The 24,442-nt window shown below is 67.4% G+C and carries 23 protein-coding genes and 1 tRNA gene; 8 read left to right on the top strand and 16 right to left on the bottom strand.

Annotated features, from left to right (window positions below):
• Positions 1 to 401 precede the first annotated feature (401 nt).
• The 5 genes from LDL49_RS42570 to LDL49_RS42590 form a co-directional block, all read right to left on the bottom strand.
• Positions 402 to 478: transfer RNA gene (locus LDL49_RS42570), tRNA-Met, on the bottom strand.
• Between the two features lie 54 nt (positions 479 to 532).
• Complete coding sequence (locus LDL49_RS42575) at positions 533 to 3,493, bottom strand: UPF0182 family membrane protein (RefSeq protein WP_225300537.1); 2,961 nt, start codon at positions 3,491 to 3,493, stop codon at positions 533 to 535.
• A 132-nt stretch (positions 3,494 to 3,625) separates the two neighbouring features.
• On the bottom strand, positions 3,626 to 4,672 hold the full coding sequence (locus tag LDL49_RS42580) for a YlbL family protein (protein ID WP_225300539.1): 1,047 nt from the start codon (positions 4,670 to 4,672) through the stop codon (positions 3,626 to 3,628).
• 10 nt (positions 4,673 to 4,682) lie between these two features.
• The gene (locus tag LDL49_RS42585) at positions 4,683 to 5,108 is read right to left on the bottom strand and encodes a molybdenum cofactor biosynthesis protein MoaE (RefSeq protein WP_225300541.1); all 426 of its coding nucleotides are present in this window, start codon (positions 5,106 to 5,108) and stop codon (positions 4,683 to 4,685) included.
• 17 nt (positions 5,109 to 5,125) lie between these two features.
• Entirely contained in the window at positions 5,126 to 6,199 is a 1,074-nt protein-coding gene (locus LDL49_RS42590) for an NAD-dependent epimerase/dehydratase family protein (protein ID WP_225300746.1), read from the bottom strand.
• A gap of 79 nt (positions 6,200 to 6,278) precedes the next feature.
• Between LDL49_RS42590 and LDL49_RS42595 the strand changes: the two genes are divergently transcribed.
• Genes LDL49_RS42595 through LDL49_RS42605 form a run of 3 tightly spaced genes read left to right on the top strand, consistent with a single transcriptional unit; the run spans position 6,279 to position 9,113 of the window.
• A complete protein-coding gene (locus tag LDL49_RS42595) occupies positions 6,279 to 7,532 on the top strand; it encodes a zinc-dependent metalloprotease (RefSeq protein WP_225300544.1) in 1,254 nt (417 codons plus the stop codon).
• The gene (locus LDL49_RS42600) at positions 7,529 to 8,089 is read left to right on the top strand and encodes an NUDIX hydrolase (RefSeq protein WP_225300546.1); all 561 of its coding nucleotides are present in this window, start codon (positions 7,529 to 7,531) and stop codon (positions 8,087 to 8,089) included. The genes LDL49_RS42595 and LDL49_RS42600 overlap by 4 nt, the downstream gene beginning before the upstream one ends.
• Positions 8,090 to 8,123: 34 nt before the next feature.
• A complete protein-coding gene (locus LDL49_RS42605) occupies positions 8,124 to 9,113 on the top strand; it encodes an endonuclease/exonuclease/phosphatase family protein (RefSeq protein WP_225300548.1) in 990 nt (329 codons plus the stop codon).
• Between the two features lie 53 nt (positions 9,114 to 9,166).
• Here LDL49_RS42605 and LDL49_RS42610 read toward each other — a convergent pair whose 3' ends face one another.
• From LDL49_RS42610 to LDL49_RS42625, 4 genes are all read right to left on the bottom strand, one after another.
• On the bottom strand, positions 9,167 to 9,751 hold the full coding sequence (locus LDL49_RS42610) for a DUF2064 domain-containing protein (RefSeq protein ID WP_225300551.1): 585 nt from the start codon (positions 9,749 to 9,751) through the stop codon (positions 9,167 to 9,169).
• On the bottom strand, positions 9,748 to 10,263 hold the full coding sequence (locus tag LDL49_RS42615) for a M48 metallopeptidase family protein (protein ID WP_225300554.1): 516 nt from the start codon (positions 10,261 to 10,263) through the stop codon (positions 9,748 to 9,750). The genes LDL49_RS42610 and LDL49_RS42615 overlap by 4 nt, the downstream gene beginning before the upstream one ends.
• A 68-nt stretch (positions 10,264 to 10,331) precedes the next feature.
• Positions 10,332 to 11,138, bottom strand: coding sequence for an enoyl-CoA hydratase/isomerase family protein (locus LDL49_RS42620; protein ID WP_225300556.1), 807 nt, complete (start codon positions 11,136 to 11,138; stop codon positions 10,332 to 10,334).
• Between the two features lie 398 nt (positions 11,139 to 11,536).
• The gene (locus tag LDL49_RS42625) at positions 11,537 to 12,058 is read right to left on the bottom strand and encodes a hypothetical protein (RefSeq protein ID WP_225300558.1); all 522 of its coding nucleotides are present in this window, start codon (positions 12,056 to 12,058) and stop codon (positions 11,537 to 11,539) included.
• Between the two features lie 342 nt (positions 12,059 to 12,400).
• Here LDL49_RS42625 and LDL49_RS42630 point away from each other — a divergent pair, with 342 nt between their 5' ends.
• Entirely contained in the window at positions 12,401 to 12,919 is a 519-nt protein-coding gene (locus LDL49_RS42630; protein WP_225300560.1) for a hypothetical protein, read from the top strand.
• Between the two features lie 61 nt (positions 12,920 to 12,980).
• Positions 12,981 to 14,315 carry an ABC1 kinase family protein gene (locus LDL49_RS42635; RefSeq protein ID WP_225300562.1) on the top strand — a complete coding sequence of 445 codons (1,335 nt, stop codon included), beginning with the start codon at positions 12,981 to 12,983 and terminating at the stop codon, positions 14,313 to 14,315.
• 478 nt (positions 14,316 to 14,793) lie between these two features.
• Here LDL49_RS42635 and LDL49_RS42640 read toward each other — a convergent pair whose 3' ends face one another.
• Positions 14,794 to 15,435 carry a TetR/AcrR family transcriptional regulator gene (locus LDL49_RS42640; protein ID WP_225300565.1) on the bottom strand — a complete coding sequence of 214 codons (642 nt, stop codon included), beginning with the start codon at positions 15,433 to 15,435 and terminating at the stop codon, positions 14,794 to 14,796.
• Between the two features lie 69 nt (positions 15,436 to 15,504).
• Here LDL49_RS42640 and LDL49_RS42645 point away from each other — a divergent pair, with 69 nt between their 5' ends.
• A complete protein-coding gene (locus LDL49_RS42645) occupies positions 15,505 to 16,104 on the top strand; it encodes a hypothetical protein (RefSeq protein ID WP_225300567.1) in 600 nt (199 codons plus the stop codon).
• A gap of 107 nt (positions 16,105 to 16,211) precedes the next feature.
• Here LDL49_RS42645 and LDL49_RS42650 read toward each other — a convergent pair whose 3' ends face one another.
• Together LDL49_RS42650 and LDL49_RS42655 are read right to left on the bottom strand one after the other, a co-directional pair.
• Positions 16,212 to 18,443, bottom strand: coding sequence for an alpha/beta fold hydrolase (locus LDL49_RS42650; RefSeq protein WP_225300569.1), 2,232 nt, complete (start codon positions 18,441 to 18,443; stop codon positions 16,212 to 16,214).
• A complete protein-coding gene (locus LDL49_RS42655; protein WP_225300747.1) occupies positions 18,443 to 19,348 on the bottom strand; it encodes an ATP-binding cassette domain-containing protein in 906 nt (301 codons plus the stop codon). Before LDL49_RS42655 ends, LDL49_RS42650 begins: the two co-directional genes overlap by 1 nt.
• Before the next feature lie 157 nt (positions 19,349 to 19,505).
• Here LDL49_RS42655 and LDL49_RS42660 point away from each other — a divergent pair, with 157 nt between their 5' ends.
• On the top strand, positions 19,506 to 20,840 hold the full coding sequence (locus LDL49_RS42660) for a sensor histidine kinase (protein ID WP_225300571.1): 1,335 nt from the start codon (positions 19,506 to 19,508) through the stop codon (positions 20,838 to 20,840).
• Positions 20,813 to 21,469, top strand: a complete 657-nt coding sequence (locus tag LDL49_RS42665) for a response regulator transcription factor (RefSeq protein WP_225300574.1) — start codon at positions 20,813 to 20,815, stop codon at positions 21,467 to 21,469. The genes LDL49_RS42660 and LDL49_RS42665 overlap by 28 nt, the downstream gene beginning before the upstream one ends.
• Positions 21,470 to 22,284: 815 nt before the next feature.
• Here LDL49_RS42665 and LDL49_RS42670 read toward each other — a convergent pair.
• The 4 genes from LDL49_RS42670 to LDL49_RS42685 form a co-directional block, all read right to left on the bottom strand.
• Positions 22,285 to 22,479 (bottom strand): hypothetical protein, encoded by a 195-nt coding sequence (locus LDL49_RS42670; protein WP_225300576.1) that lies wholly within the window; start codon positions 22,477 to 22,479, stop codon positions 22,285 to 22,287.
• A gap of 43 nt (positions 22,480 to 22,522) precedes the next feature.
• The gene (locus LDL49_RS42675; RefSeq protein WP_195902416.1) at positions 22,523 to 22,792 is read right to left on the bottom strand and encodes a WhiB family transcriptional regulator; all 270 of its coding nucleotides are present in this window, start codon (positions 22,790 to 22,792) and stop codon (positions 22,523 to 22,525) included.
• A gap of 126 nt (positions 22,793 to 22,918) precedes the next feature.
• On the bottom strand, positions 22,919 to 23,182 hold the full coding sequence (locus LDL49_RS42680) for a hypothetical protein (RefSeq protein ID WP_225300577.1): 264 nt from the start codon (positions 23,180 to 23,182) through the stop codon (positions 22,919 to 22,921).
• 96 nt (positions 23,183 to 23,278) lie between these two features.
• Complete coding sequence (locus LDL49_RS42685; RefSeq protein ID WP_225300579.1) at positions 23,279 to 24,163, bottom strand: acyl-CoA thioesterase; 885 nt, start codon at positions 24,161 to 24,163, stop codon at positions 23,279 to 23,281.
• Positions 24,164 to 24,442 lie beyond the last annotated feature (279 nt).

Here is a 24,442-nt window from a genome sequence, read left to right on the forward strand (position 1 = left end):
GCCGTAGCATTCGCGCTCAACACCAGGCCCCGAAAAACTCTCGGGTGGAAGACACCGGCAGAAGCCTTCAGCGATCATCTAAACTTACTGCTGAACAGCAGTGTTGCGACGACTCCTTGAACCCAAGCTGGGCTCCTCCTCTGCGGACTTGACGACTTGATCCTCATACTCTGGGGGCCCGGCGGCGACGGCCCCGTCCAGACCTGACCTCAGTGGCTCTTGATCGGAGTTTCGGTCGAGTCGACGTTTTGCGGTCTGGCAGGGCTCGGACACTGCGCATTCCTTGCTCGCAAGACGCGTGAGGAACGCCCCCGAAATTGAACAAAAGCCTGGCCACTCAGTTCCTGGCCCATTGGCATAAAAAATGCCCTCCGGGAGGATCTCCCGGAGGGCATTTCTCTTGGTAGCGGGGGCAGGATTTGAACCTGCGACCTCTGGGTTATGAGCCCAGCGAGCTACCGAACTGCTCCACCCCGCGTCGGTGTGTGTCTAAAGACTATAGGTGGCACGGGGTGGAAGCAAATCGAAGAGCCTACGTACCGCCCGTCGGCGTGGGTGTCGCGGTGGGCGACGGGGTGGCGGAGGTCGACGGCGACACCGTGGGTGACGCCGACGGAGAAGCCGTAGGTGACGGCGTCGGCGTGGTGGCGGTGGGCGGCAGCGCGCCCAGCCCCTCCAGCGCCTTCAGCGCCTCCTCCAGCCGCTTCTGCGCCTTGCCGTACTCGTCCCAGTTGGGCGGGCTGGCCTGCAGCGCCTTCTGGGCGTCGTTGTAGGCGCTCTGCGCGGTGTCGATCGCCGTCTTCAGAGCAGTGGTGTTCTGGTTGGGTTTGGCCTGCTGGTTGTTGGGCGTCGTCTGCTGCTGCTCTCCGCCGAAGACCTGCTTCAGGGCCTCATCAAGGGTGCGGCCGACGCCGATCTTGCTGCCGAACGACACCAGCACGCGCTGCAGGATCGGATACGGCTCCTGCCCCCCACCGGCGGCGACCTGGATGTACACCGGCTCGATGTACACCAATCCCCCGGCATAGGGCAGAGTCAGCAGATTTCCGTATCTGACCGACGAGGCACCCACGCCCAGCAGGTTGAGTTCGCCGGCGAATCGGCTCTGGAAGGCGTTCTGTGCCTGTCCGGGGCCCGGAATCGGGGTGTTGGATGGCATGCGCAGGATGCGCAGCTTGCCGTAGTCGGGGCCGGCCACCGAGTCGACCGCCATGAAGGCCGCCAGGTTGGGCCCCTGCTTCGGGACGAACGTCGTCGTCAGCGAGAACGTCGGTGCCGGGTTCTGGTCGGGCATCGTGGTCGTCACGTAGTAGGGCGGCTGCTTGGTGTTGGTGTCGCCCTGCGACGGGTCGCTCGGGATGTTCCAGAAGTCCTGGCCGCTGTAGAAGGCGGCGGGGTTGGTGATGTGGTAGCGCGACAGGGTGTAGCGCTGCACCTTGAAGAGGTCTTCCGGGTAGCGGACGTGGGCCTTGAGGTCGGCGCTCATCTTCGTGACCGGCTGGATGACGCCGGGGAAGGCCTTGCTCCAGGTCTTGAGCACCGGGTCCTTGTCGTCCCAGGCGTACAGCGTGACCGTGCCGTCGTAGGCGTCGACCGTGGCCTTGACGGAGTTGCGGATGTAGTTGACCTTGTCCTGCGGCTGCTGGGCGACCACGCGGCGGTCGGTGTTGCGGTCGCGGGTCATGTCGCCCAGGCTCTCGCTCTGCGCGTACGGGTATTCGTTGGAGGTCGTGTAACCGTCGATGATCCAGGTGATCCGACCGTCGACGATCGACGGGTAGGGGTTGCCGTCGAGGGTCAGGAACGGCGCGACCTTCTCGACCCGCTCGCGCGGGTTGCGCACGTAAAGGATCTTGGAGTTGTCGTTGACGTCACCCGAGAGCAGGATGTTCTTCTCGCCGTACTTGGCCGCGTAGACCAGCCGGTTGAGGAACGAGCCGACCGGGACACCGCTCTTGCCGGTGTAGGTGGTGTTCTTCTGCTCGGTGCCGCCCGTTTCCGGGTAGTCGAGCTCCTGCGGGTTGTTGGGGTTGCCGCCCGCGATGACGTATTCGTTGGCCGCCGAGCTCTCCCCGAAGTAGACCCGCGACTCCTTCAGCTTGGTCGAGTTGACCAGCGGGCCGACGACCGGCATGTCCTTGGCGTCGTAGTCGGGCAGGCCGCCGGGGTCGACCTCGTTGCCGGGCGCCGCCACGATGCCGTAGCCGTGGGTGTAGATGAGGGCGTTGTTGATCCAGTTGTTCTGGCCCTCGGGCGCTCCGAGCAGTTCGCGTACGCCGACGACGTGGTCGACCTGCTTGCCGGTGGCATCGGGATAGCGGTCGACGTCGAGCTGGGCGGAGAAGCCGTAGAAACCGCGGATGCGCTGGGTCTGCTCATAGGTCGCGGAGACCAGCGCGGGGTCGAGCAGCCGGACGCCGGACACCGAGGCGTCGCCGCCGGTCTGGACCTTGGTCGGGTCGGCCTCCGCCGTGTAGGGCAGGATCTCCGTCTTGTCCACGTTGTACGACGCCCGCGTGGCGTCGATGTTGCGCTGGATGTAGGCCGACTCCTTGAGCTGCTGGTTGGGCTTGACCTGGAACTGCTCGACCAGCGCCGGGTAGACGCCGCCGATCAGGATGGCCGAGAGCACGAGCAGGCCGAAGGAGACGCCGGGCAGCATGCCGCCGGGCCGGATGACACCCGCGAAGAACAGAGCGGCGCAGATCAGCGCGATGATGGCCAGGATGGTCTTGGCCGGGAGCACCGCGTTGACGTCCGTGTAGGAGGCGCCGTGGACGAAGCCGCGGTCGGAGAAGACGAGCCCGAAGCGGTCGATCCAGTAGGCGACGGCCTTGAGCAGCACGAACACGCCGAGCAGCACCGACAGGTGGGCACGCGCCGCGCGGGAGGCGTGCACGCCGGGTGACTGCAGCCGGAAGCCGCCATAGAGGTAGTGCGTGATCCCCGCCAGGATGATCGAGATGATCACGGCGGTGAACAGGAAGTTGAGGATCATCCGGATGAACGGATAGTCGAACATGAAGAACGACACGTCCATATGGAACTGGGGATCCTTCGTGCCGAAGGGCACCCCGTTGATGAACTGCAGCCAGGTCTTCCATTCCCCGGCGAACGACGAGCCCGCGAAGAGCGCGAGCAGGCCCATGCCGACGATGAAGATCAGCTTGCGGTGGGGGTCGAGCGCCATCCGATAGCGATCGGCGCCGCTGCCGCCCCCGAACATGGCCGGGCCGAACATCGGCCGCATCCGGAAGGCCAGCAGCATGTTGCCGCCGGCGATGCCGACCATGAGCACCGCTCCGACCAGGAACAGCACGATCTCGGTCAGCAGCACGCCGGAGAAGACGGAGGTGTAGTCGACTCCAGGGTCGACCGTGTCGAACCACAAATAATCGGTATAAATACCGGAAAATAGGAAAAATAGCGCCACAATCGCCACGAGCGCGATCGCAACTGGAAGAAGCAGTCGCGGTCGGCGGGGCAAACGCATTGCCCTGCCGCCGGCTCCTGGGGTCCGGAAGCTCAAGGCCAACCCCTCGTCGTGATGAACAAACGGTCCGTGTCTGGCAACCTACACCGCTGTGCCAGCCGTACGGCTAACGGATGGCATTCGCCAGAAGTTTCATCCAGCAGCGCAAGCGGGCACATCGCCCTTGCCGGTGCGCAGTGCCTCAAGCGCCCCGACCGCGGCGTGCAGCGTCTCGGCCTTCACCAGGCGAAGCCCGTCAGGGACGGCCTTCATGGCCTCGGCGCAGTTGTCCGGCGGGGTGAGGAACACGGTCGCGCCGGACTTGCGGGCGCCGACCATCTTCTGGGCGATGCCGCCGATGGGCCCGACCTCACCAGACGCCTGGATGGTGCCGGTGCCGGCGATGTCCTTGCCGCCGGTGATCTCGCCGGGGGTCAGCTTGTCGAGGATGCCGAGCGAGAACATCAGCCCGGCGCTCGGCCCGCCGACGTCACCCACATTGATGTCGACCTTGAAGGGGAACTTGTAGCTCTCCTGCATGATCACGCCCACGACGGCCTGGCCATCCTTGTCCGCCACGGTGGTCACGCTGACCTGGCTCTTGTCCTTGCCTCTGGTGACCGTGAAGGCCACGGCTTCGCCCGGCTTGTGCGCCTTGACGGCATCGCTGACGGTCTTGACGTTCACCACCGGCTTGCCGTCGACCTCGCCGATCTCGTCGCCCGGCTTCAGCTTGCCGTCGGCCGGCTTGCCCTTCTGCGTGGACGCGACCGAGACCTTCATGCCGAAGGGGATCTTGAGCTCGGTCAGCGCGGCCGCGGTGGCGAAGTCCTGGGAGTTGGTCATCTCGACCGTGTTCTCCTCCTCGACCTCTTTGGGCGAGCGGGACTTGGGGAAGATGGTCTCCTCGGGAACGACCGCGACCGTCGGATCGACCCAGCCGCGCAGCGCGCTCAGCAGATCGATCCTGCTGCTCGGCCCACCCTGGTAAGCCACCGTGACCAGGCGCAGCGCGCCCTTCGTGGGAAAGGTCTGATGCCCGCTGATCGTGATCACGGGCTTCTTGTCGACCTCGCCGATGGTGTTCTCGGTCGGCCCGGGACTCAGTACGACGTACGGCACGGGCAGGAAAGCCCCTGCGACACCGAGCGCTAGCACGAGGAAACCCGCAACCAGCAGGGTCAAGGCGCGTCGCGACATGAAGACGAGCTTATTGGCAGGCACCGACCCACTCGGCCGACCCGTCGGCGAAGATTTGGTGTTTCCAGATAGGTACCTGGGACTTGAGGTCGTCGATCAGCCTGCGTGATGCCTCGAAAGCCTCGCCCCGGTGCGGGCAGGCGACCGCGACGATCACGGCGATGTCGCCGAGCTCCAGATCGCCGATCCGGTGCACGGCGGCCAGGGCGGTGACCGGGAAGTCGGCGGCCACCTTCTCCGCCACCTGCCGCAGCGAGTCGAGGGCCGAGGGGTGCGCCGAGTAGGAGAGCCCGGTCACGGGCTTGCCGTGGTCCTGCTCGCGTACGGTGCCGACGAAGAGCGTGGTGCCCCCTGCCGCGTGGTCCCCCACAGCGGCCAGCACCTCGTTCACCGAGAGCGAGGTCTCGCGAATCCCGAGCAACCGGATGACGTCCACGAACAGAGCCTACATAGTCATTGACGGCGCTTCTTGCGCACCTGACGGACGATGGCGGCGGTGCCGATGACCGCCACCGTGGCGCCCGCGGCGGTGAGCGTGGCCTCCTTGACCGGCAGCCGCCTGCCGACCACAGTGGTCCGGTTCTCGCGCAGCTCCAGGAGCTGCGCGAACACGGTCTCGTTGGTCCAGGAGGGCTTCCAGCCGGCCTCGCGCAGCGCCGTGCAGTCGACGACCCACGGATAGACGACGTAGTGCAGGTCCGTCGCGGGGGCCGGGGTGATGCCCAGCCGGTGCAGGCGCTGCGCCGTCCCGAAGGTGAGGCCGGCCGGCAGTTCGAAGCGCCGCAATCCGGACAGCTCCTCGACCTGCTCCTGCTCCAGCCAGCCGTCGGAGCCGACGGCGGCCACACCGGTCACCACGCCGCGCGCGGCCAGTTCCAGCGCCGTGATCAGGTCGTCGACGTGGCAGAACTGCCAGCGCGGCGAGCAGCCCTTGATGGTGAGCAGCCTCGGCGACTCGAAATGGCGGGTGATGACCGTGTCGATGCCGGGGCCGACCACGGCGGCGGGCCTCAGCACGGTCACCTCCAGGCCGGGATGGCTCCGCGACGATCTGCGCACGAGCGCCTCGATCTCCAGATAGTCGCCCACGACCCCCGTGTCGGGCTCGGCCGCGACCGGGGACTCCTCGGGCAGGGGCACGTCGTTCTCGGGCGCGGCGCCGTACACCATCGCGCTCGTGACCAGCACGACGCGCCGGACCCGCGCGGCGGCGCTGGCGGTGAGCACCGTTTGCGCAGCTCGCAGATTGTACGCGCGCCGCTCGGCGGGATCGGAGTCGACGGCGTAGTCACCGGCCAGGTGGACCAGGACGTCGATGTCGGAGATGCGGTTCGCCAAGAGCGGATCTCGTACGTCGATCACTCTCCACGTGGCTTCCTGGACGTCACCGCGTTCCTCGTCAATGGCCACCACCCTGCGGAAATCCGCGGAGGATACGAGCTTTGCGAGCAGCTCGCGGCCGATGCCTGAGGCGGCACCGGTGACGGCGACGACGGGGTGGCGCGGGCGTTTCGAGGTAGGCACCAGGTCCTCACTTTGCACTGATCCGCCGTAGGACGACTAACGTGGCGGATGTGGACTCCTCCATCCTGCACGAGGTAGAGCGGTGACTGACCTGCCAGGTCGCGAAAACGACCCCAACGAGAACCCGTTCGCCATGTTCGGCAACCCTGAGCAGATGGCTCAGGCGATGCGCCAGTTCGCCGACATGCTGTCGGCGCCCCAGGGCTCCGGCCCTGTCAACTGGGACATGGCCAAGAACATCGCCCGCCACGCCGTGGTCGCCGAGAGCGATCCGAGCGTCATGGAAGGCGAGCGCCGCCAGATCGTGGAGGCGCTGCGCCTGGCCGACCTGTGGCTCAACGAGGCGACGACGCTGCCCAGCGGTGTGTCCAACCCGCAGGCGTGGAGCCGGTCCGAGTGGATCGAGAACACCGTCCCCGTGTGGCGCACGCTCTGCGAGCCGATCGCCGCGCGCATGGTCGAGACCATGGGCGGTGCGCTCGGCGGCGCGGGCCTGCCTCCGGAGGCCCAGCAGATGGCCGGGCCGCTGATGGGCATGCTCAAGCAGATGGGCGGCATGATGGTCGGCCAGCAGATCGGCCAGGCCCTCGGCTCGCTCGCCCGCGAGGTGATCGGCACCACCGACATCGGCCTGCCGCTGTCCGACACGGCCGCGCTGCTGCCCGGCGGCATCTCGTCGTTCAGCCAGGGCCTCGACAATCCCGCCGACGAGATCCGGCTCTATCTGGCGCTGCGCGAGGCCGCGCACCACCGGTTGTTTCAGCACGTGCCGTGGCTGCGGGCCAACCTGCTCGGCGCCGTCGAGGAATACGCCCGGGGCATCACGGTCGACACCTCGGCGCTCGAAGAGCAGATCCGCGGGCTCGACATCAACAACCCCGAGGCCATCCAGGAGGCATTGAGCGGCGGCGCGCTGCTCAAGCCCGAGGAGACCGAGCGGCAGAAGGCCGCGCTGGCCCGCCTGGAGACGATGCTCGCCCTGGTCGAGGGCTGGGTGGCGACCGTGGTGGACGACGCCGCGGAGGGCAAGCTGCCCTCGGCCGTCGCGCTGGCCGAGACCGTACGCCGGCGCCGCGCGACAGGCGGTCCGGCCGAGCTGACCTTCGGCACGCTCGTCGGGCTGGAGCTGCGGCCCAGGCGGTTGCGCGAGGCGGCGGCGCTGTGGCGGGCGCTGAAGGAGGCGCGCGGCATCGACGGGCGCGACGCCCTGTGGGGTCACCCCGACCTGCTGCCGCACGCCGAAGACCTCGACGACCCCGAGGCGTTCGTCCGCGGTGAGGCCGCCTGGGACATCTCCAAGCTGGAGGCCAAGCCCGACGAGGACGACCAGAGTTGAGCCTGCGCCAGGACGCGGTGGCCACGCTCTCCGGCTGGACCGCGCCGACGCCCGGCGAGGAGTCGCTGCGCGCCGAGTTCCTCGATCACCTGGGCACGCACGACGACGCGATGCTGCGTGAGTGCGTGCCGGGTCATCTCACGGCGACGACCGCGGTGCTGTCGCACGACGGCGCGCGGGTGCTGCTGACGCTGCACCCGAAGGCGGGCATGTGGCTGCCGATGGGCGGACATTGTGAGATCTCCGACACCTCCCTCGCGGGCGTCGCGTTGCGCGAGGCGGTGGAGGAGTCGGGCATTCCCGGTCTGGAGCTGTTGCCCGGCCCTCTGGCCCTCGACAAACACCAGGTCTGGTGTCATCCCCCGCACAGCTGGCATCTCGACGTGGAGTACGCGGCCGTGGCCCCCGCGGGCGCCGAGGCGGTGATCAGCGAGGAGTCTCTCGACCTGCGCTGGTTCCCGATCGAGGAGATCCCGGAGCTCTCCGACGAGGCGACGCGGCGGTTGGCCGCACGTGGCCGCGTGGCGCTGACAGCGGGCTCACGCGCACTTGGTTAGAGTCCGCCTGGGCCGTACGTTGCGAGGGGGATATGTGCACACCGAGAGTCCAGTCGGCGGCACGATCGTCACGCCCGCCCGTAAACGGCGCAAGTTCCCCGCCACCACGCTGACCTGGCTGGCCCTGACACCGTTCGCGGCCTGGGCGCTGACCAGGGTGGCGGGGCTCGAACGCGGCTCGCTGGGCGCCCAGCTCATGACCGCCACGCCGTACGCCGCCGCGGGCTCGATCGTCCCGCTGCTGATCGCCGCGCTCGGCCGCAAACGCGCCGCGACCGCGGTGGCGCTGCTCACGACGACGGCGTTCGGTTTCGCCGTCCTGCCCAGGGCCCTGGGTACGGCCGACACCACGGCGGGCCGGCCCTTCCGGGTGCTCACCATCAACATGCTGTTCGGCAGGGCCGACCCGCAGGCGATCCTCGACCTGGTACGCCGGTTCGAGCCTGACGTGCTGAGCACCCAGGAGCTCACGCCTGAGGGCGTCGAGGCGCTCGACACGGCCGGGCTGTCCGGATTGATGCCCTACCGAGTGCTGCAGGAGGAATGGTCGGCGAGCGGCAGCGGGCTCTACTCCAAACATCCGCTCAAGCCGCTCTACAACGTGGTGCCGCCGGTCGGGCACAACATGCCCGCGGCGATGGTCTCGCTGCCCGGTGGCAAGCCGGTGGAGTTCGTGGACGTACATCCGTTTACGCCGCTCGGCCCCCAGGTGACGCAGTGGATCGAGGCTCTGGACGGGCTCCCTGCGGCTTCGGGTGACACCGTGCGCGTCCTGGCGGGCGACTTCAACGCCACGCTCGACCACACGCCCATGCGGCGGCTGCTGTCCCGTGGCTACAAGGACGCCGCCGACCAGGTCGGAGCGGGGCTGATCCCCACGTGGCCGGCCAACAAGCGGGTGCCGCCGATCATCACGATCGACCATGTGCTGGTGGACCGGCGTGTGGGCGTTAAGGAGGTCAGCGTGCACACCGTGCCGCGCACCGACCACCGGGCGGTGTTCGCGGAGCTCAGCGTGCCTTGAGTTCGCGGAGCTCCGCGTGCCTTTCGGGGAGCTCCGTGCCTCTTTCGCGGAGCTCAGCGTGTCTTGAGCAGTGCCCTGAGGTTGTCCCAACCTTCCAGGCCGGGGTCGAGCCGGGTGAGGTCTTCTGGGGTGCGCAGGCGGTGCCAGCCGGGGCCGGTGGCCACCATGCGGCGGCCGGGCGCCTGGGCGCGCAGGGCAGCCACCGGGTCGGGGTCGTCGAGGTCGGGGTCGGCCCATCCGGGCATGGGCAGGCCGCAGGCCAGCGCCACGGCTCCGCCGTCCTCGGCCGGGCAGAGCGTGATCTGGGCGCGGCCGAGCTCCCGGAAGAGCTTGCCGACCAGCAGGGGTGGCAGGTCGGGCGCGTCGGCGCCGATCACCACCGCCTGGTCACCGTCGAACCGGCTCATGATGGCCTTGAGCGGCTCGTCCTCGTCGATCGTGAGCACTTCGGTGCCGGGCCAGACGATCTCCTCAAGCCCCGGAACGCTGGTGACCAGGACAGGCGTGACGAGTTGGAGGCCGGCGACCATCTCGTAGGTGTCCTCGGCCATGGCCTCCAGGAACTCGCCCGGATCAATGCCCTCGGGGGCGGCCTGCGCCATGCTCTGCCGTACGAGGACCGCGGCGATGCGCGTCAACACTCCTCCGGTGCCGTGTGGGCGGCGGCGGAGAATCCTTCGAGGAACCCGCGCGCCCGTTCCGCCTTGGGATATTGTTCGACCAGCGCCCAGAACCTGGCGCCGTGGCTGGGGACGAGCAGATGTACGAGCTCGTGGATGATCACGTAGTTGATGACCCACTCAGGGAGACCCTTGAGGCGGGTCGAGATCCGGATCGTGCCGTTCTCCGGGGTGCATGATCCCCATCGATGCTGCTGGTTGTCCACCCAGCGCACGCTGGCCGGCATGGCCCGGCCGTGGAGATATTTCGCCGACAGCTCTTTGGCCCGCTCCAGGAGGGCCTCGTCGGTCGGTCTTCGCCGATTCTCCTTCGCCGCAAGCCGATCGAGCATCCGGCTCACCCATTCATCAGCGTCTTCGCCGCTCAGCCAGGCGGGCAGGAGCACGATCGTCTTGTCGCCGTCGCGGTAGGCGGAGACCGTACGCCGGCGACGAGAACTGCGACGGACCTCGACTGTCTCGGGGGGCACATATGCACGTTAGCCGAGACTGGCGAAATTCCACAGAGGGGGAGAGGTTGTTTCTGCTGGTCAGATGATTAAGACCCGGTGAATTTGGGCATGCGCCTTTCCCGATGCGCGGCCAGTCCTTCGATCATGTCGGCAGATGCCATGGTCACCGGCTGGGCGAGGGACTCCCAGCGCAGAGCGGCGTCCAGGTGTTGGTGGTCCTGGTTCAGGGCGACCTTGGTGAGCCTGGTGGCCATCGGGGCGTTCTGCGCGATGGTCTGGGCGATGGCCTCTACTTCCGACATAAGGTCATTTTTCGGGAAAGATTGATTTATAAGACCTTTAGCGGCGGCTTCCTGGCCCATGACCGTGCGGCCGGTCAGCAGCAGCTCCCTGCCGAGGGCGCCCGCCCTCCTCGGCAGCAGGTACGTGGCCGCCATCCCGGGATGCAGCCCGAGCTTCGTGAACGGGGCCAGCAGCTTGGCGTCATCGGCGGCGTACACGAGATCACAGGCCAGCGCCACGCACAGGCCCGCCCCCACCGCCGGGCCGTTGACGGCGGCGATGGTCGGCACCTCCAGCTCGGTGATGGCCAGCCACGTGCGGTAGAAGGCGAGCATCCGGTCGCGCAGCTTCGGCACCGTCTCCACCCCGCGTTCGCCCAGCCAGGACAGGTCACCGCCGGAGGAGAACGCGGTGCCGGCGCCTGTGACGATCACGCAGCGGACGCCGGGGTCGATGGCCAGCGCGGCCATGGTCTCGCGCCACTCGTCGGTCATGCCGTCCGTCATGGCGTTGCGTCTGTCGGGGCGGTTGAGGGTGATCAGTACGGTTCCGTCGTCTCTGCGGTCGACCAGGAGTTCGTTCATGGGGTTTGTGGGGTTCGTGGCGTTCATGGGCTGAGCGTAACGGCGGGGAGTTATCCACAGAGGGTGCAACGTGAGGCGCTGGGCCTTGGTGGCGGAGGGTATCTCCGGGCGGCTCGTAAGGCATGCGGGATCTCGGGTGGCGGAGAGGATGCCGGGGCAGCTCGTCGGGATCTCGGGTGGCGGAGAGGATGCCCGGGCGGCTCGCAACGCGCGCGGCATCTCGGTGGCGGAGAGTTACCCACAGGCCGGCCAACTGTAAGAGACGCGCGGGACCTTGATGACACAGAGTTATCCACAGGCGGCTCGTAAGACGCTCGGGATCTTGGTTCGGGGTGGCAGTCTTGCCCGCCATGAGGCCACGAGTGAAGCCCGCCCTCCGGCGGATCGTCCGCGACGAGCAGACCTTGCAGCTGGGGGCACATCCCCTAGGGGCCGTCCTGGTGACGGGTTCGGTCCACCGGTGGGTGTCCGGACTCGACGGCACCCGCGACCTGGGCCAGGTGCTGCGCGACGGCGCCGCCGCGGGTCTGGCCGAGGCGGACTGCAGGGCGGTGCTGGACCGGCTCGCCGCGCAAGGGGTGCTGGAGGACGCGGCGGTCCCGCCCCTTCGCCTGTCTCTCGGTGAGCGTGATCGCCTGGCTCCGGACCTGGATGCCCTCGATCTGGCCGGTGGCTCGTTCGCGCGGCGGCGGCGGGCGCGGGTGCGGGTCTACGGGGCCGGGCGGGTGGGAGCGCAGGTGGTGGGGCTGCTGGCGGCGTGCGGGGTAGGGGCGATCCGCGTCTTCGACGAAGGGCCGACCCGGCCCCGCGACCTCACGCCGGGTGGGCTGACGTGGTCGGAGCTGGGCATGAGCCGCCAGGACGGGGCGGTGGCACTCGCCCGCCGCCTCACCTCGGGCGGCCCCCTGCCTCCGGACTCGGCGCTTCCGGGTCCGACCGCTCCACACCCGATGGCTCCAGGCCCAGCCGCCCGAGGCCGAGCGGCTCCAGGGCCGACATCCCGAGGCACTACCGCCCGAGGCACCGCCATTCCAGGCTCGATGTCTCCAAGGCCGGCGTCCCGAGGCACTGCGACTCCAGGGCCGGCATCACGAGGCACCACCGTTCCAGGCTCGATGTCTCCAGGGCCGACGTCCGGAAGCACAACCGCCCGAGGCCCAGCGGCTCCAGGCCCAGCAGCCCGAGGGACGGCTGCCCTAGGCCCGGCTTCCCAAGGAACTACCCAAGCTTCGCGTTCCCGTACGGCATCCCGGCCGGCGGACGTCTCCGCGATCCCTGGCACACCCTCGATGCCGTCGACCGACGCGCGGGCCGGCGGCCCTCACCTGGGTGATGGCTCTGACCGTCCCGATCTGGTGATCCTGGCCCCGGTCACCCCGCTGGACGGCGTACTCGTCAACGAGTTGACCGTCCTGTCCATCCCTCATCTGCTCGTGTCCGCCTTCGAGGGCCACGGCTCCGTGGGACCGCTGGTCCTGCCCGGCGAGACCGCCTGCCTGCACTGCCTGGATCTGGCGCGCCGCGACGCCGACCCCGCGTGGCCCATCGTCACCGCGCGACTGGGCGGCTACCCACCCGGCGAGATCGCCTGCGACTCGACCCTGGCCACGCTGGTGGCGGCCGCCGCGACGGGCCACGCGCTGGCTTACATCGACGGCCGCGACCCCGTTGTGACCAACGGCACATTGGACGTCATGCCTGATTGGCAGTGGAAAACCAGGTCATGGACCCGGCATCCGCAATGTCGTTGTATGCGAAACCATCCGTATCGCCCAGAATGGTCATGTCAGTCGCAAGCGACGGGCTGACGCAGTACGGGGAACCTCGAAGGGGGGAAGCGGTGTCTCAGCCACGATGCCGCGCTTCAGTGTGAGCGATCTGCCGCGCCGTGCCGTAACGCGTTCCGCCAAGCTGGCCACTCTTCCACTCGGCTACGCCGGCCGCGCCGCCCTGGGGCTCGGCAAACGGATCGGGGGCAAGCCCGCCGAGATCGTCGCCCAGGAGATCCAGCAGCGCACCGCCGAGCAGATCTTCAAGGTCCTCGGCGAGCTCAAGGGCGGGGCGATGAAGGTCGGGCAGGCACTGTCCATCTTCGAGGCGGCCCTGCCCCAGGAGATCGTCGGGCCCTACCGCGCCACGCTAACCAAGCTGCAGGAATCGGCCCCGCCGTTGCCCGTGGCCACGGTCCACAAGGTGCTCACCGAGCAGCTCGGTGACGGCTGGCGAGACTACTTCGAGTCGTTCGACGACCGGCCGACCGCCGCCGCCTCGATAGGCCAGGTGCACCGGGCGGTCTGGCATGACGGCCGTGACGTGGCGGTGAAGATCCAGTATCCGGGCGCGGGCAAGGCCCTGCTCGGCGACTTCGCCCAACTGTCGCGGCTCGGCAAGCTCTTCGGCGTACTAATGCCCGGCCTCGACATCAAGGCGGTGCTGGCCGAGCTGCGCGAGCGCATCGCCGAGGAGCTCGATTACCTGCGCGAGGCCGAGGCCCAGCACGCCTTCGCCCTCGGTTTCATGGACGACCCCGACTTCTACGTTCCCGATGTGGTCGCCGCCAACGAGATGGTGCTGGTGACGGAGTGGATGGACGGCACTCCCCTGTCCCAGGTCATCGCCAACGGCACGAAGGAGCAGCGTGACCACGCGGGGCTGCTCTTCGTCCGCTTCCTGTTCTGCTCACCGGCCCGGGTCGGCATGCTGCACGCCGACCCGCACCCCGGTAACTTCCGCATACTCGACAACGGCAAGCTGGGCGTGCTCGACTTCGGCGCCGTCAACCGCCTGCCCGACGGCTATCCCAGGTCCTTCGGCCAGCTGACCCGCATCTTCAACCAGGGCGACATGGACAGCGTGGTCGCGGGCCTGCGCGCCGAGGGTTTCATCCGCCCCGAGATCGAGGTGGACGGCGACGCCCTGCGCTCGTTCCTCTCCCCCTACGTCGAGCCGACGGCGGTCGAGGAGTTCACCTTCAGCCGCGAATGGTTCCAGGCCCAGGCGGCCAGCGTCACCGACTTGCGCCCCACCAACGTGGTCCGCCAGCTCAACCTGCCGGTCTCCTACGTGCTCATCCACCGGGTGCACGCGGCGGGCGTCGGCGTCCTCTGTCAACTGGGCACCACGGCCCGCTTTCGCGACGAGGTGATCCGCTGGGTCCCAGGCTTCGCCGACGACCCCGACGACGAAGCGCTGCCGGTCAGCTGAGCCCGGATATGACTGCTCGCCGTACATGACAGCGAGCAGACAGCCACACGTAGCCGGTCAGCTGAGCCCAGGCGTGGCCGCTCGCCGTACATGACAGCGAGCGGTTCGTCACACGTAGCCGGTCGAGCCGTCGGGGCGGATGGGCAGGACACGTTCCCAGCGGACATAGTCGTCCGCTTTCAGCGCGGCCTCGTCAATCTCAACCCCCAACCAGGCCGATCCGGCCGTAGCTCCAGATACCCGTCCACCGCCAGTTAGACGGCAGACCGGCCACAACCTACCGAGCCGCAGACCAATCACAACTGGCCGGACGACGAACCGATCACGACGCATTGGGCGATAGACCGGCCACGACCAATCCGACAGCGAACCGATCACGACGCGTTAAGCGGCGGACCGGCCACAACCGATCGGGCCGCAGACCGATCACGACTGGCGGGGCGACGGACCGCTCACGACTGGCGGAGCGACGGACCGGTCACGACCTGCCGAGCAGCGGGTCAGTCTCTCCCGGTTGGCGCATGCCTCTGAGCAGGGCGCTTACTCCATCGGCGAGCACGCGCGCGCCCTCCTCGCGCGAATCCAGGAACCACCCGGGTAGCGGACTGCGCAGCGAGCAGGTGAGCTCGATGCTGACGACGCCATGGATCGTGGTCCACACCAGGTATGCCATCCGGGTGGGCTCTTCTGAACCCGCCATGGCGTCAGTGAGCAGGCTGAATGTCCGGCCGAGCGCGTCCTGCCGCAGTTCCGGCGAGGGGTCGAAGTCAGGCAGCGGCCGCTCGAACATCAGCGCGTAGAGCGCCGGATCGGCCAGCGCGAAGTCCCGGTATCCGTAGGCCACTGCCATGATCCGCTCGAACGGCTCCGCCTGACCGTCGAGCGAGCGCAGCAGCACCTCTTGCAGAACGTCGAAACCGTACCGATAGATCGCCTCCAGCAGCCCCGCCCGCCCACCGAAGCACGTGTAGATGCCCATCGTGGACGTCCGCGCCTCCTCGGCCACGCGGCGGAGCGTCAGGTGCGGCGCCCCTTGCTCGCGCAGGACGCGCACGGCCGCGTCCAGCAGGTCGCCGCGTAATTCGCCGAGTTCTTTCGAGGCGCTTACGTCTCTCTGCACCCTCTCACCCTAATGGGTCATAACGCGGATGATAACGGGTGTTATCACCTACCAAGGAAGGGACTTCCCATGCATTCATCGGCTCTCTACCGGGCCACTGCCACGGCCGGGTTCGCCTGCGCCGTACTGCTGCTGATCAACGTCTTCCGCCGTGCGGGCCTGCTTCCGGAAACAACACTCACCCATGCCATCGCCCCATTCGGCGCATTAACCGGCTTACTCGCGATCACGGGCCTCTACCTGCTCATTCGTGGTACAGCCGGCACTCTCGGCCTGATCGGTTACCTGCTCAACGCCGCAGGACTGGCCGGGGCCTACGCGATCGAATACACCTTGCACTACGTCTTCCCCTTCCTCGGCGGCACCAAGGTGAACGAACTGCTGGCCGGAGGTACCGGGCAGGCGTTCCTGGCTACCTCGGTCGTACTGCTGGCAGGAGTCCTGACCTTCAGCGCGGCGGCCCTACGAGCAGGCACGCTGCCGGGCCTCGCAGTCGTGCTCTACGCGACCGGCATGATCCCCGGAGCGCTGCGGAACATGGTCCCGCTTCCGGTCTATCTGATCGGCCTGGTAGTGGCCGCGGCGGGAATCGCCTGGATGTCGGCCCGGCTCTGGTCGGCCCAGGAGGAACCGTCGCTACTTCCCGCTGGACGGCGAATGCCCGCTTAGTTCGTCCCGTTCGTCCGGTCTATTTCAGCTGGCTTGCCTGGTTCATCTGGTTGGTCGGTGACATTTGGGGATCGTTGTGTGGATCTGCGCCGGGAGTGGCATCGCCATCACTTGACGGTCGGTGGCTCGCAAACGGTCCCCTTTGGTGGCAGGCGGAGGAACGTGAGGTATCGGTTGGCGTGGGAGATGGTGCACTGGTTGCCAGTGAGGTAAAGGCCATGGCCAGAGCCGTTGTAGCGGACCGTGGACGAGCCAGGCACTCCGCTCACGGCGCTGGCCACGTCCGCGTGATCGGTCCAGGTGCCGGCGCCGAGGAACGGCGGTAGCTGGTCAGCGGGCAGCGGCTTGGGGGGATTGGTGACCGGGGCCGGCCAGCCGACGCAGCCGAGTGGATGCCAGAGCTCGTTTCCAGCGAAGTTAGGGGAGAACTGCTGGCCGAGCGCCTTCATCCGCTGGAACTCCTCGTAGCTGTCGAAGCCTGTCCCATCCGTGCAGTGAGTCGCGTCCATGCCTCTGAATGAGGGGACCTTCTTGGTCTTCGTGGCCTGCTCAACGAAGTCTGCGAAGCCAGAAGCGTCCCCCTTCACAGCTTGGTCGACAACCCTGGCGAACCGCTGCCAGTTGGGGAAGTCGGGCGCGGGTCCGGGGCTGATCACGTCAGGAGCGGCGGCGACCTTGAAGTCGAACCCGCTGTAGGCGACTTGCGTCCCCTTCACCGGCACAGGCGAACGGTCCGCGGCTGCAGTGAGGCCACGCCAGACGGCGCCGACGTCACGCCCCCGCAGCGCGCAGGCATCGCTGGACTCGCACCAAGCGCTGAGTCGGGCGAACTGGCCTTCGATCGCTTCGTATCTGATCCGCAGGTGGATGGCAGGGTCGGCCAGGTGGTCCACGCCGCCGTCGATGTAGACCGCGCGGACGCTGCCAGAGAAAAGCCGGGCATAGGTTGTGGCGACGACCCCGCCATAAGACGTGGCGAGGAGGCTCAGTTTCTCTCCGCCCAACGCGTCGCGGATCGCCTCGATGTCCCTGGCGACGGAGCCCGAGTCAAGGTTGTCGAAGTATTCAGGATCGGCCTTGCGGCACTGCTCAGCGTATTTCCGGTTTTTCGCGGCAAGCCTGTCGTATTCGGTGCGATTGCCGGGCACAGTGATCCAGGGGCCGGTGGCGAAGCAGTCGAACGGGATGACGCCCAGGTCGGTGGTATTGCGAGGCTCGAAAGTGACCACGTCGAAGTGCTGTCGCAACTGCGTGAAGTTGCCACCGGACTTCTTCAGATCGTCGATGCCCGAACCGCCTGGCCCGCCCGGGACCGCGAACACTGTGCCGATCTTGCGATGCGTGCCGGTGGCGGGCAACCGGGCGATTCGGAGGGAGATCTTCCGGCCCGACGGCTTCGACCAGTCCACGGGCACCTGAACAGCGGCGCATTCGAGATCACCCTCGCATGCCTTCCACGGAAGCGTGGCGGCCGCGGCACTGGACGGAATCGCCGTCACCGAGACCAGCAGGGCGGCCATCAGCCCTCCCACGAGCAACGGTCTGAGTCCGCGCCCTCTGACGGCTATCGCGACCGCACCTGCGGTGAGTGCCACGACCGGGTATGCCAGCAGCAGGGCGAGCGCAGCGATCGGAGAAAGGATGCCCGATTCCTCTCCGGCGACGATCTGATCGGGCAGATTTGCCATCATGAAGGAGCCGATCTGCGGACCGGTCGGTTGCGGCAGGGTCTGAACCACGATCGGCAGAACGAAGAGAATCATGATCAGCGCGACCAGCGAGCCCGCGGTGGAGCGGATCAAGGTGCCCAGGCCGAGCCCGACCATCGCGACCAGCGGCATGGCCGCCCCCGCGACCAGGAGTCCGGCAACCACTCCTGGGTCTGTCAGGGAGGCGCCCAGCGTCCGGCCGTCGATGAGCACCTGACCCGATCGATCTCCCAGCACGGCCTGAGTGACGAAGTGCATACCGAACACCAGCACTTCGCCGGCGACCAGTGTGACGGCCGCCAGCGCGGGGATCTTGGCGAAGAGGAAGGCCTGTCGCCTCGGCACGGCCACCAGGCTCGTACGGATCAGGCCTGTTGCGTGCTCAGAGGTGATCGACAGGGCACCGAGCGCCCCCATGACGAAGTATGCGACAGGGAGCCCGTTGCCCATCCCGGCGCCGAGGCTCGTGAATCGCAACCTGTTGTCCCCGAGCTGCGTGTCGAATCCCCTGACGACCATGAACGTCACTCCCGCACAGATCAGCACGGACAGGGCCGAGAACGCCAGCAGGTACAGATTGGATCTCAGCGAGCGCAGCTTCAGCCATTCGGCGACGATGGCGTCCAACATCAGGCGGCCCTCCCCGCGCCGAACTGCACGCTTTCCTCGGTCAACTCCATGAAGGCCTCCTCCAGCGAGGCGCTGCGAGGCGTCAGCTCACGCAGCGCGATCCCGCGGCCAAGAGCCAGCTCGCCGATTCGCGCGGCGTCCAGGCCGGTCACCGACAACCCACCGTCTTCCTCTCTCACGCTCGCGCCACTCGCCCGCAGCACGTCGGCCAGCGCCCGCGGGGCGGCCGCGCGGACCAGCACACCGCGCTGGAATCGTTCGACCAGGTCGGGCATGGGGGTGTCGACGATCAGCCGTCCACGCCCGATGACCACGACGTGGTCGGCGGTGAGCGCCATCTCCCCCATCAGGTGGCTGGAGACCAGAACGGTGCGGCCTTCGTCCGCCAGCAGACGCATCAGCTCCCGGATCCAGCGGATGCCCTCGGGATCCAGCCCGTTGACCGGCTCGTCGAACATCAGCACGCCTGGATCACCGAGCAGCGCGGCGGCGATGCCGAGCCGCTGGCGCATGCCTAGCGAGAAGCCGGCAATCCGCCGGTCAGCGACGTCGGCCAGTCCTACTAACTCCAGCACCTCGCCCACCCGCCCGCGGCCGATGCCATTGCTGCGGGCAAGACACCACAGATGCGCGGCGGCGCTCCGCCCGCCGTGCACCGCGCCCGCGTCGAGAAGCGCACCGACCTCCAGCATCGGCTTTTTCAGTGAGCCGTACGGTCGGCCGCCCACGAGCGCGGACCCACTGTCGGGAGCCTCCAGGCCGAGTATCACCCGCATCGTCGTGGACTTGCCCGCGCCGTTGGGGCCGAGAAAACCGGTCACCACGCCCGGTTTGACGGCAAAGGACAGGTCATCGACCGCGAGTGCGTCGCCGTACCGCATTGTTAGGGCGGTCACTTCGATCATGAGATTCCCTTCGTTCTCGGATGTTCGGCCTCCAGCTTCAGGGTGTGATCCGGATTCCTCCATCGGCCTCGGCCCACCCTCGAAGGTGGGATTTCGCCCCCGCCGTGGTAGGGCTGGACCTACCGTCTTCGCGGTGCCGAGCAGGCAGAATGCTCGCGTGACCAAGCTTCGCCACCTCCTCGAGCCAGCCGCCGGACTGCTGCTGAACGCCGTCACCGGCGTGGTGGCCTGGCTGCTGCTCGTCCTGATGGCAGGGTGCGTGATGTTGATCCCGATGGGCGGGCTCGGCTTTCCTCTGCTTGCCCACATGCTGGTCCCGGTCCGCGCCCTGACTCGCTTCCAGCTCGCCTGGGCGGCCCATGCGCTCGGCCACGAAATCACTTGGCAAGGTCGAGTTCGCCTCCCGGCGCCAGGGTCGTCGTCCAGTGCTCGAACTCGGCGAGCCGGGCCGCCTGGGTGGCGTTCTCGGTGGGCGACGTACGCGGCGAGTCCATTAACGGCCGCGCGGTCAAGCGGCCCGCAAAGTGAGTCCGTTCGCGGCCGTACGGTCAATCGACCGCACGGCGAGCCGCATCGGCGGATTGGTCAGGGCCGGACCGGGCGCGACCTGGCCTGGCTGGCCATCCACGCCTTCGTCGGGCCGTCCTGCGTGCTCTCCATCGGGGCGCTGCTGTCCTCCGTCGACGTGATCGTCAACCTGCGCCCATTGGAGAACAGCCGATGGCAAACGCTCACTCTTTCGCTGGCGATCGTGGCATTCGTGGCGATCGCGGTGGCGGCGATCCCGCTGCTGAACGGACTGCAGGCTCGCCTGGCAGAGCGGCTGCTACAGCCGGCGCCTTCCTTGGCCCGGCGGGTCCGGGAGCTGACCGAGTCCAGGGCGGCGGCCGTTGACGCCCAGGCCGCCGAGCTGCGCCGGATCGAGCGTGACCTGCACGACGGCGCGCAGGCCAGGCTGATCTCGGTGCGGATGAGTCTCGGGCTGGTGAAGGGCGCGAGCGATCCGGATCAAGTTCGCGCGCTGGTGCAGGAGGCGTGGGAGTCCGCCGGACAAGCCCTTGTCGACCTGCGCGACCTGGTACGCGGCATCCACCCCCCGGTGCTCGCCGATCGAGGACTAGCAGGCGCGATCCAGTCCGCCGCGCTGCTCTGCCCGATACCGGTGGAGATCGACATCGACCTGCCCGCCCGTCCGGAAGCCCCCGTGGAGTCGGCGGTCTACTTCGCGGCCGTCGAAACCTTGACCAACGTGACCAAGCACAGCCACGCCACCAGAGCATGGGTACGACTGCGCCACGAAGGAGGCATCCTGCGACTGGCGGTGGGCGATGATGGACGCGGCGGCGCCGATCCGACGGCCGGGACCGGCCTCGACGGCATCCGGCGCCGCCTGTCAGCCTTCGACGGCACTCTCGCCGTATACAGTCCGCCCGGCGGCCCAACTCAAGTCACCATGGAGTTACCGTGCGCGTTGTCATCGCCGAAGATCTAGCGCTGCTCAGAGACGGCCTGGTCCGCCTGCTGTCAGCGCACGGCTTCGAGGTGGTCGAGGCCGTAGACAACGCGCCGATGCTGCTCGACGCACTACTCCGGCACCAGCCGGACGTGGCCGTGATCGATGTTCGACTGCCGCCCACGCTGACCGACGAGGGGCTGCGCGTCGCTCTTGAGGCACGCAAGAGGCAGCCGGGGTTGCCCGTTCTGATCCTTTCGCAGTATGTCGAGCAGCTCTACGCCCGCGAGCTGTTGTCCGACCATTCCGGCGGCGTGGGCTACCTGTTGAAGGACCGGATCGGCGATGTGGAGCAGTTCGTCGACTCGGTGCGCCGAGTGGCGGCGGGTGGCACCGCGATGGACAGCGAGGTGATCTCCCAACTCCTCATCCGCCGGGAGCGGGACGAGCCTCTCGGCGAGCTCACCCCGAAGGAGCGCGAAGTACTCTCGATGATGGCCGAGGGCATGTCCAACGCCGCGATAGCCGCCCGCCTGTTCGTCACGGACAAGGCGATCGGCAAACACACCAACAACATCTTCGCCAAGCTGGGACTGCCGCCGTCCGACGACCACAATCGCCGCGTGATGGCGGTCCTGGCCTACCTCGAAGCCGATCCCGGCCAGTAGCTGCCGACCCCGCATAGCTGTGCTGTCCCGAAGCGGACGCGCTATGCCGTCCCGCCTGAAAGCGGACGCGCTGTGCCATCCCGAAGGCTGATGAGGTTCTGTGGCTGAGGCGCGATAGCGTTTGCCGGTTTGCTGCCCTGTGGCACCGCAGGCTGAGCATTGGCAGAGCGCAACACCAGGTCCGGCTCAGCTTCCATGATCCAAGTGTCTAGGAACTTAGACGCTTTGACCAACTCACCAGAGTGGCGACAGGCTGCTCGGGACAAAAGCGTCGAAGATTCTCGATGCTTAAACGTGGAGAAGGATCTGGATCAACGGTCTCGTTGTGCGTCCCTACGTGGGACAACAGGGCTGAGCGGGCGATAAACTACACCGCTCTGCGGGACGTCGTCCCCCGGACTCATGGAATTTTGATGATATTCGCGAGAGGTATCGAGCGGCGATCACCTGGGCCTAACGGCGCCATACGTCTTCAACCTGGGGACGACGCTCCACCACGCGATGAGACGTCATCCAAAGTGTCACTGACGCAGCTCGAACACGAAGAGCGGCCGGGCGCTGGATGCGCCCGGCCGCTCACTCACGCCGCGTGAATCGACCGCGTGAATCGACCGCTTGGAACAACAGCATGGATCAACCGTGTGGAACAGCCACTTGGAACTACTGGGTAAATCAACTGGCTAGATCACCGGGTAGATCGACCGCTTGGAAAAAACCGTGACTAACAACGGCGAACAGCAATTGCTGGAATAACCGCTGGATCAACTAAGAGGCCAGCAACGGGAGATCCTGCGCCGGCGGCAGGATCTCCCGCGTCAGACCTCCTGGCCAAGAGCCCGGCTGAGGCGCTCGTTCGCCCTCTCGACATCGCGGCGTGCGCGCTGCACACGACGGATGCGAGCGGCGAGACGCTGCTCCTCGGCCTCGCGGTGGAGGGTTTGTATTCGGTCGTTTACCAGTTCATGGTAGAGATACGGCACCTTGAGGCTCCTCGTGGAGAACGGGTTCATCTGTCTGTCTGCTTTCTGCTCGAAGGGGACTGGGGATCGTGGGTCAGGCAGCGACCGGGTGCTTCCGCGGACGACCGCGGGGCCGCTTGCGGGGAACGACGGTTCCCCGGAGGACCAGTTCGCCGCCCCAGACGCCCCACGGCTCCTCGCGCTCGAGCGCGCGGGCCAGGCAGGCCTTCTGGATCGGGCAGCCGCCGCAGAGCGCCTTCGCGAACTCCACGTCCTCCGGCGACTCTGCGAACCACAGGTCAGGGTCGGTACGACAGGGGATCTTGGCTTCGTCGATCAGGTCCATGATCGTCTTCGCCCCCATCACGTTCTCCTTCTGATCGATCTTTTTGATCTTGGTCGGGCACCTCGTGGGTGGATCGGGGGTCTCGGACAAACAAAGAGGCCGCGGATCCGTCTGCGGATCCGCGGCCTGGAGGCTTGTTGCCGGTCAGGTTATGACCGGCACATCCCTCCAGGGATGCGGACCACGCAGTCCACCCTTGGTGATCTGCTGGGTCGGCAATTCACTGGCTGCGACGTACACGAGAGCGCTCGGCGTGGCCGCGGCATTGCGGGCATGCGCGAACACGGAGGGCTCCTGGCGACGGGCAGACTTGTCCTGCCGCGGCTTGGCCGGCCCATCGGCGAGCCTCACCAGGTCACGACATGCGAAGGCGAGCCACGGCGTGGCCGACATCTTGATGTTGATCACTGGGACTCACCTCCACTCTGGGATCATCGGGCAGGACCGCCCGACTCGCTTGACCATGACCCTAAACCGGGAACCCGAGACCCGGCAACATATTTTCTACCTGCGATTTTGTGACTTTGTCACGCGGATCATCGCCTCCTGGACGACGGAGACGACGAGGTCACCGGACGCAGTGAACATCTCACCCCGCGCAAGCCCCCTCGCTCCCCCGGACCAGGGGGACTCATGTGCGTAGAGCAACCAGTCGTCCGCCCTGAACGGCCGGTGAAACCACATCGCGTGGTCCAGCGAGGCCCCCATGACATCGGACGCGCCCCACGCCATACCATGCGCGAGCAAGATCGTATCGACCAGCGTGAAGTCGGACGCGTAGGCGGCCAGCACCACGTGCAGCAGCGGATCGTCGGGGAGGTCCGCGTCGTAGCGGAACCACACATTGGTCTCGGCGCTGCGCAACTCGGGGTTCCGGTGCGCCTCCCACGTCAAGGGCGAGGCATAGCGCGCGTCGACCGGGCGCGGCCGGGACAGCCACTCCTTGTATTCGGAGTTGTCGCCGACGATCTCCGCCATCCGCTCCTGAAACGTCGGAAGCGTCGCAGGATCGGGTACGACCGGCATCACGGACGCCTGATGCTCGACACCCTCCTCGAAGATGTGGAACGACGCGGACATGGTGAAAATGGCCTTGCCGTGCTGGACCGCCTGGACCCTGCGCGTGGTGAACGACCGCCCGTCACGCAACCGCTCGACGTTGTAGACGATCGGGATCGACGGGTCGCCGGGGCGGATGAAGTAGGCGTGCAGCGAGTGCACGTTCCGGTCGGACGGCACGGTACGGCCGGCGGCGACGAGCGCCTGCGCGGCCACCTGCCCGCCGAAGACACGCTGAATACGCTCCTCCGGGCTACGCCCGCGGAAGATGTCGAGCTCGATCTGCTCCAGGTCGAGCAGGTCGAGCAATTCCTTCAACGCCTCGTTCACAAATCCCCCTACCGACCACCATTAGCCCCTAAGTCTGGCGTGCCCCCACACCTTCCACCAACCCGGCACCCCTTTCCGAAGAGAAGATGCCCGTGCGGCTTCCCAAGGGGAGGCGAGCAGCGTCTCTCCGAGAGAACGGGGCAAAGGGCCGGTACGCGAGGCGACGCGACGCGACGCGACAACCCACTGACGCGGGGAAGGGTAGAGGCGCGCCGGACAGCGACTCTCAGAGGGGGATGAGCAACGGTCGGCACGCGACACGAAAGGGCAACCGGCTGC

The organism is Nonomuraea aurantiaca, from assembly GCF_020215705.1.
GTDB classification, from domain to species: Bacteria; Actinomycetota; Actinomycetes; order Streptosporangiales; family Streptosporangiaceae; genus Nonomuraea; species Nonomuraea aurantiaca.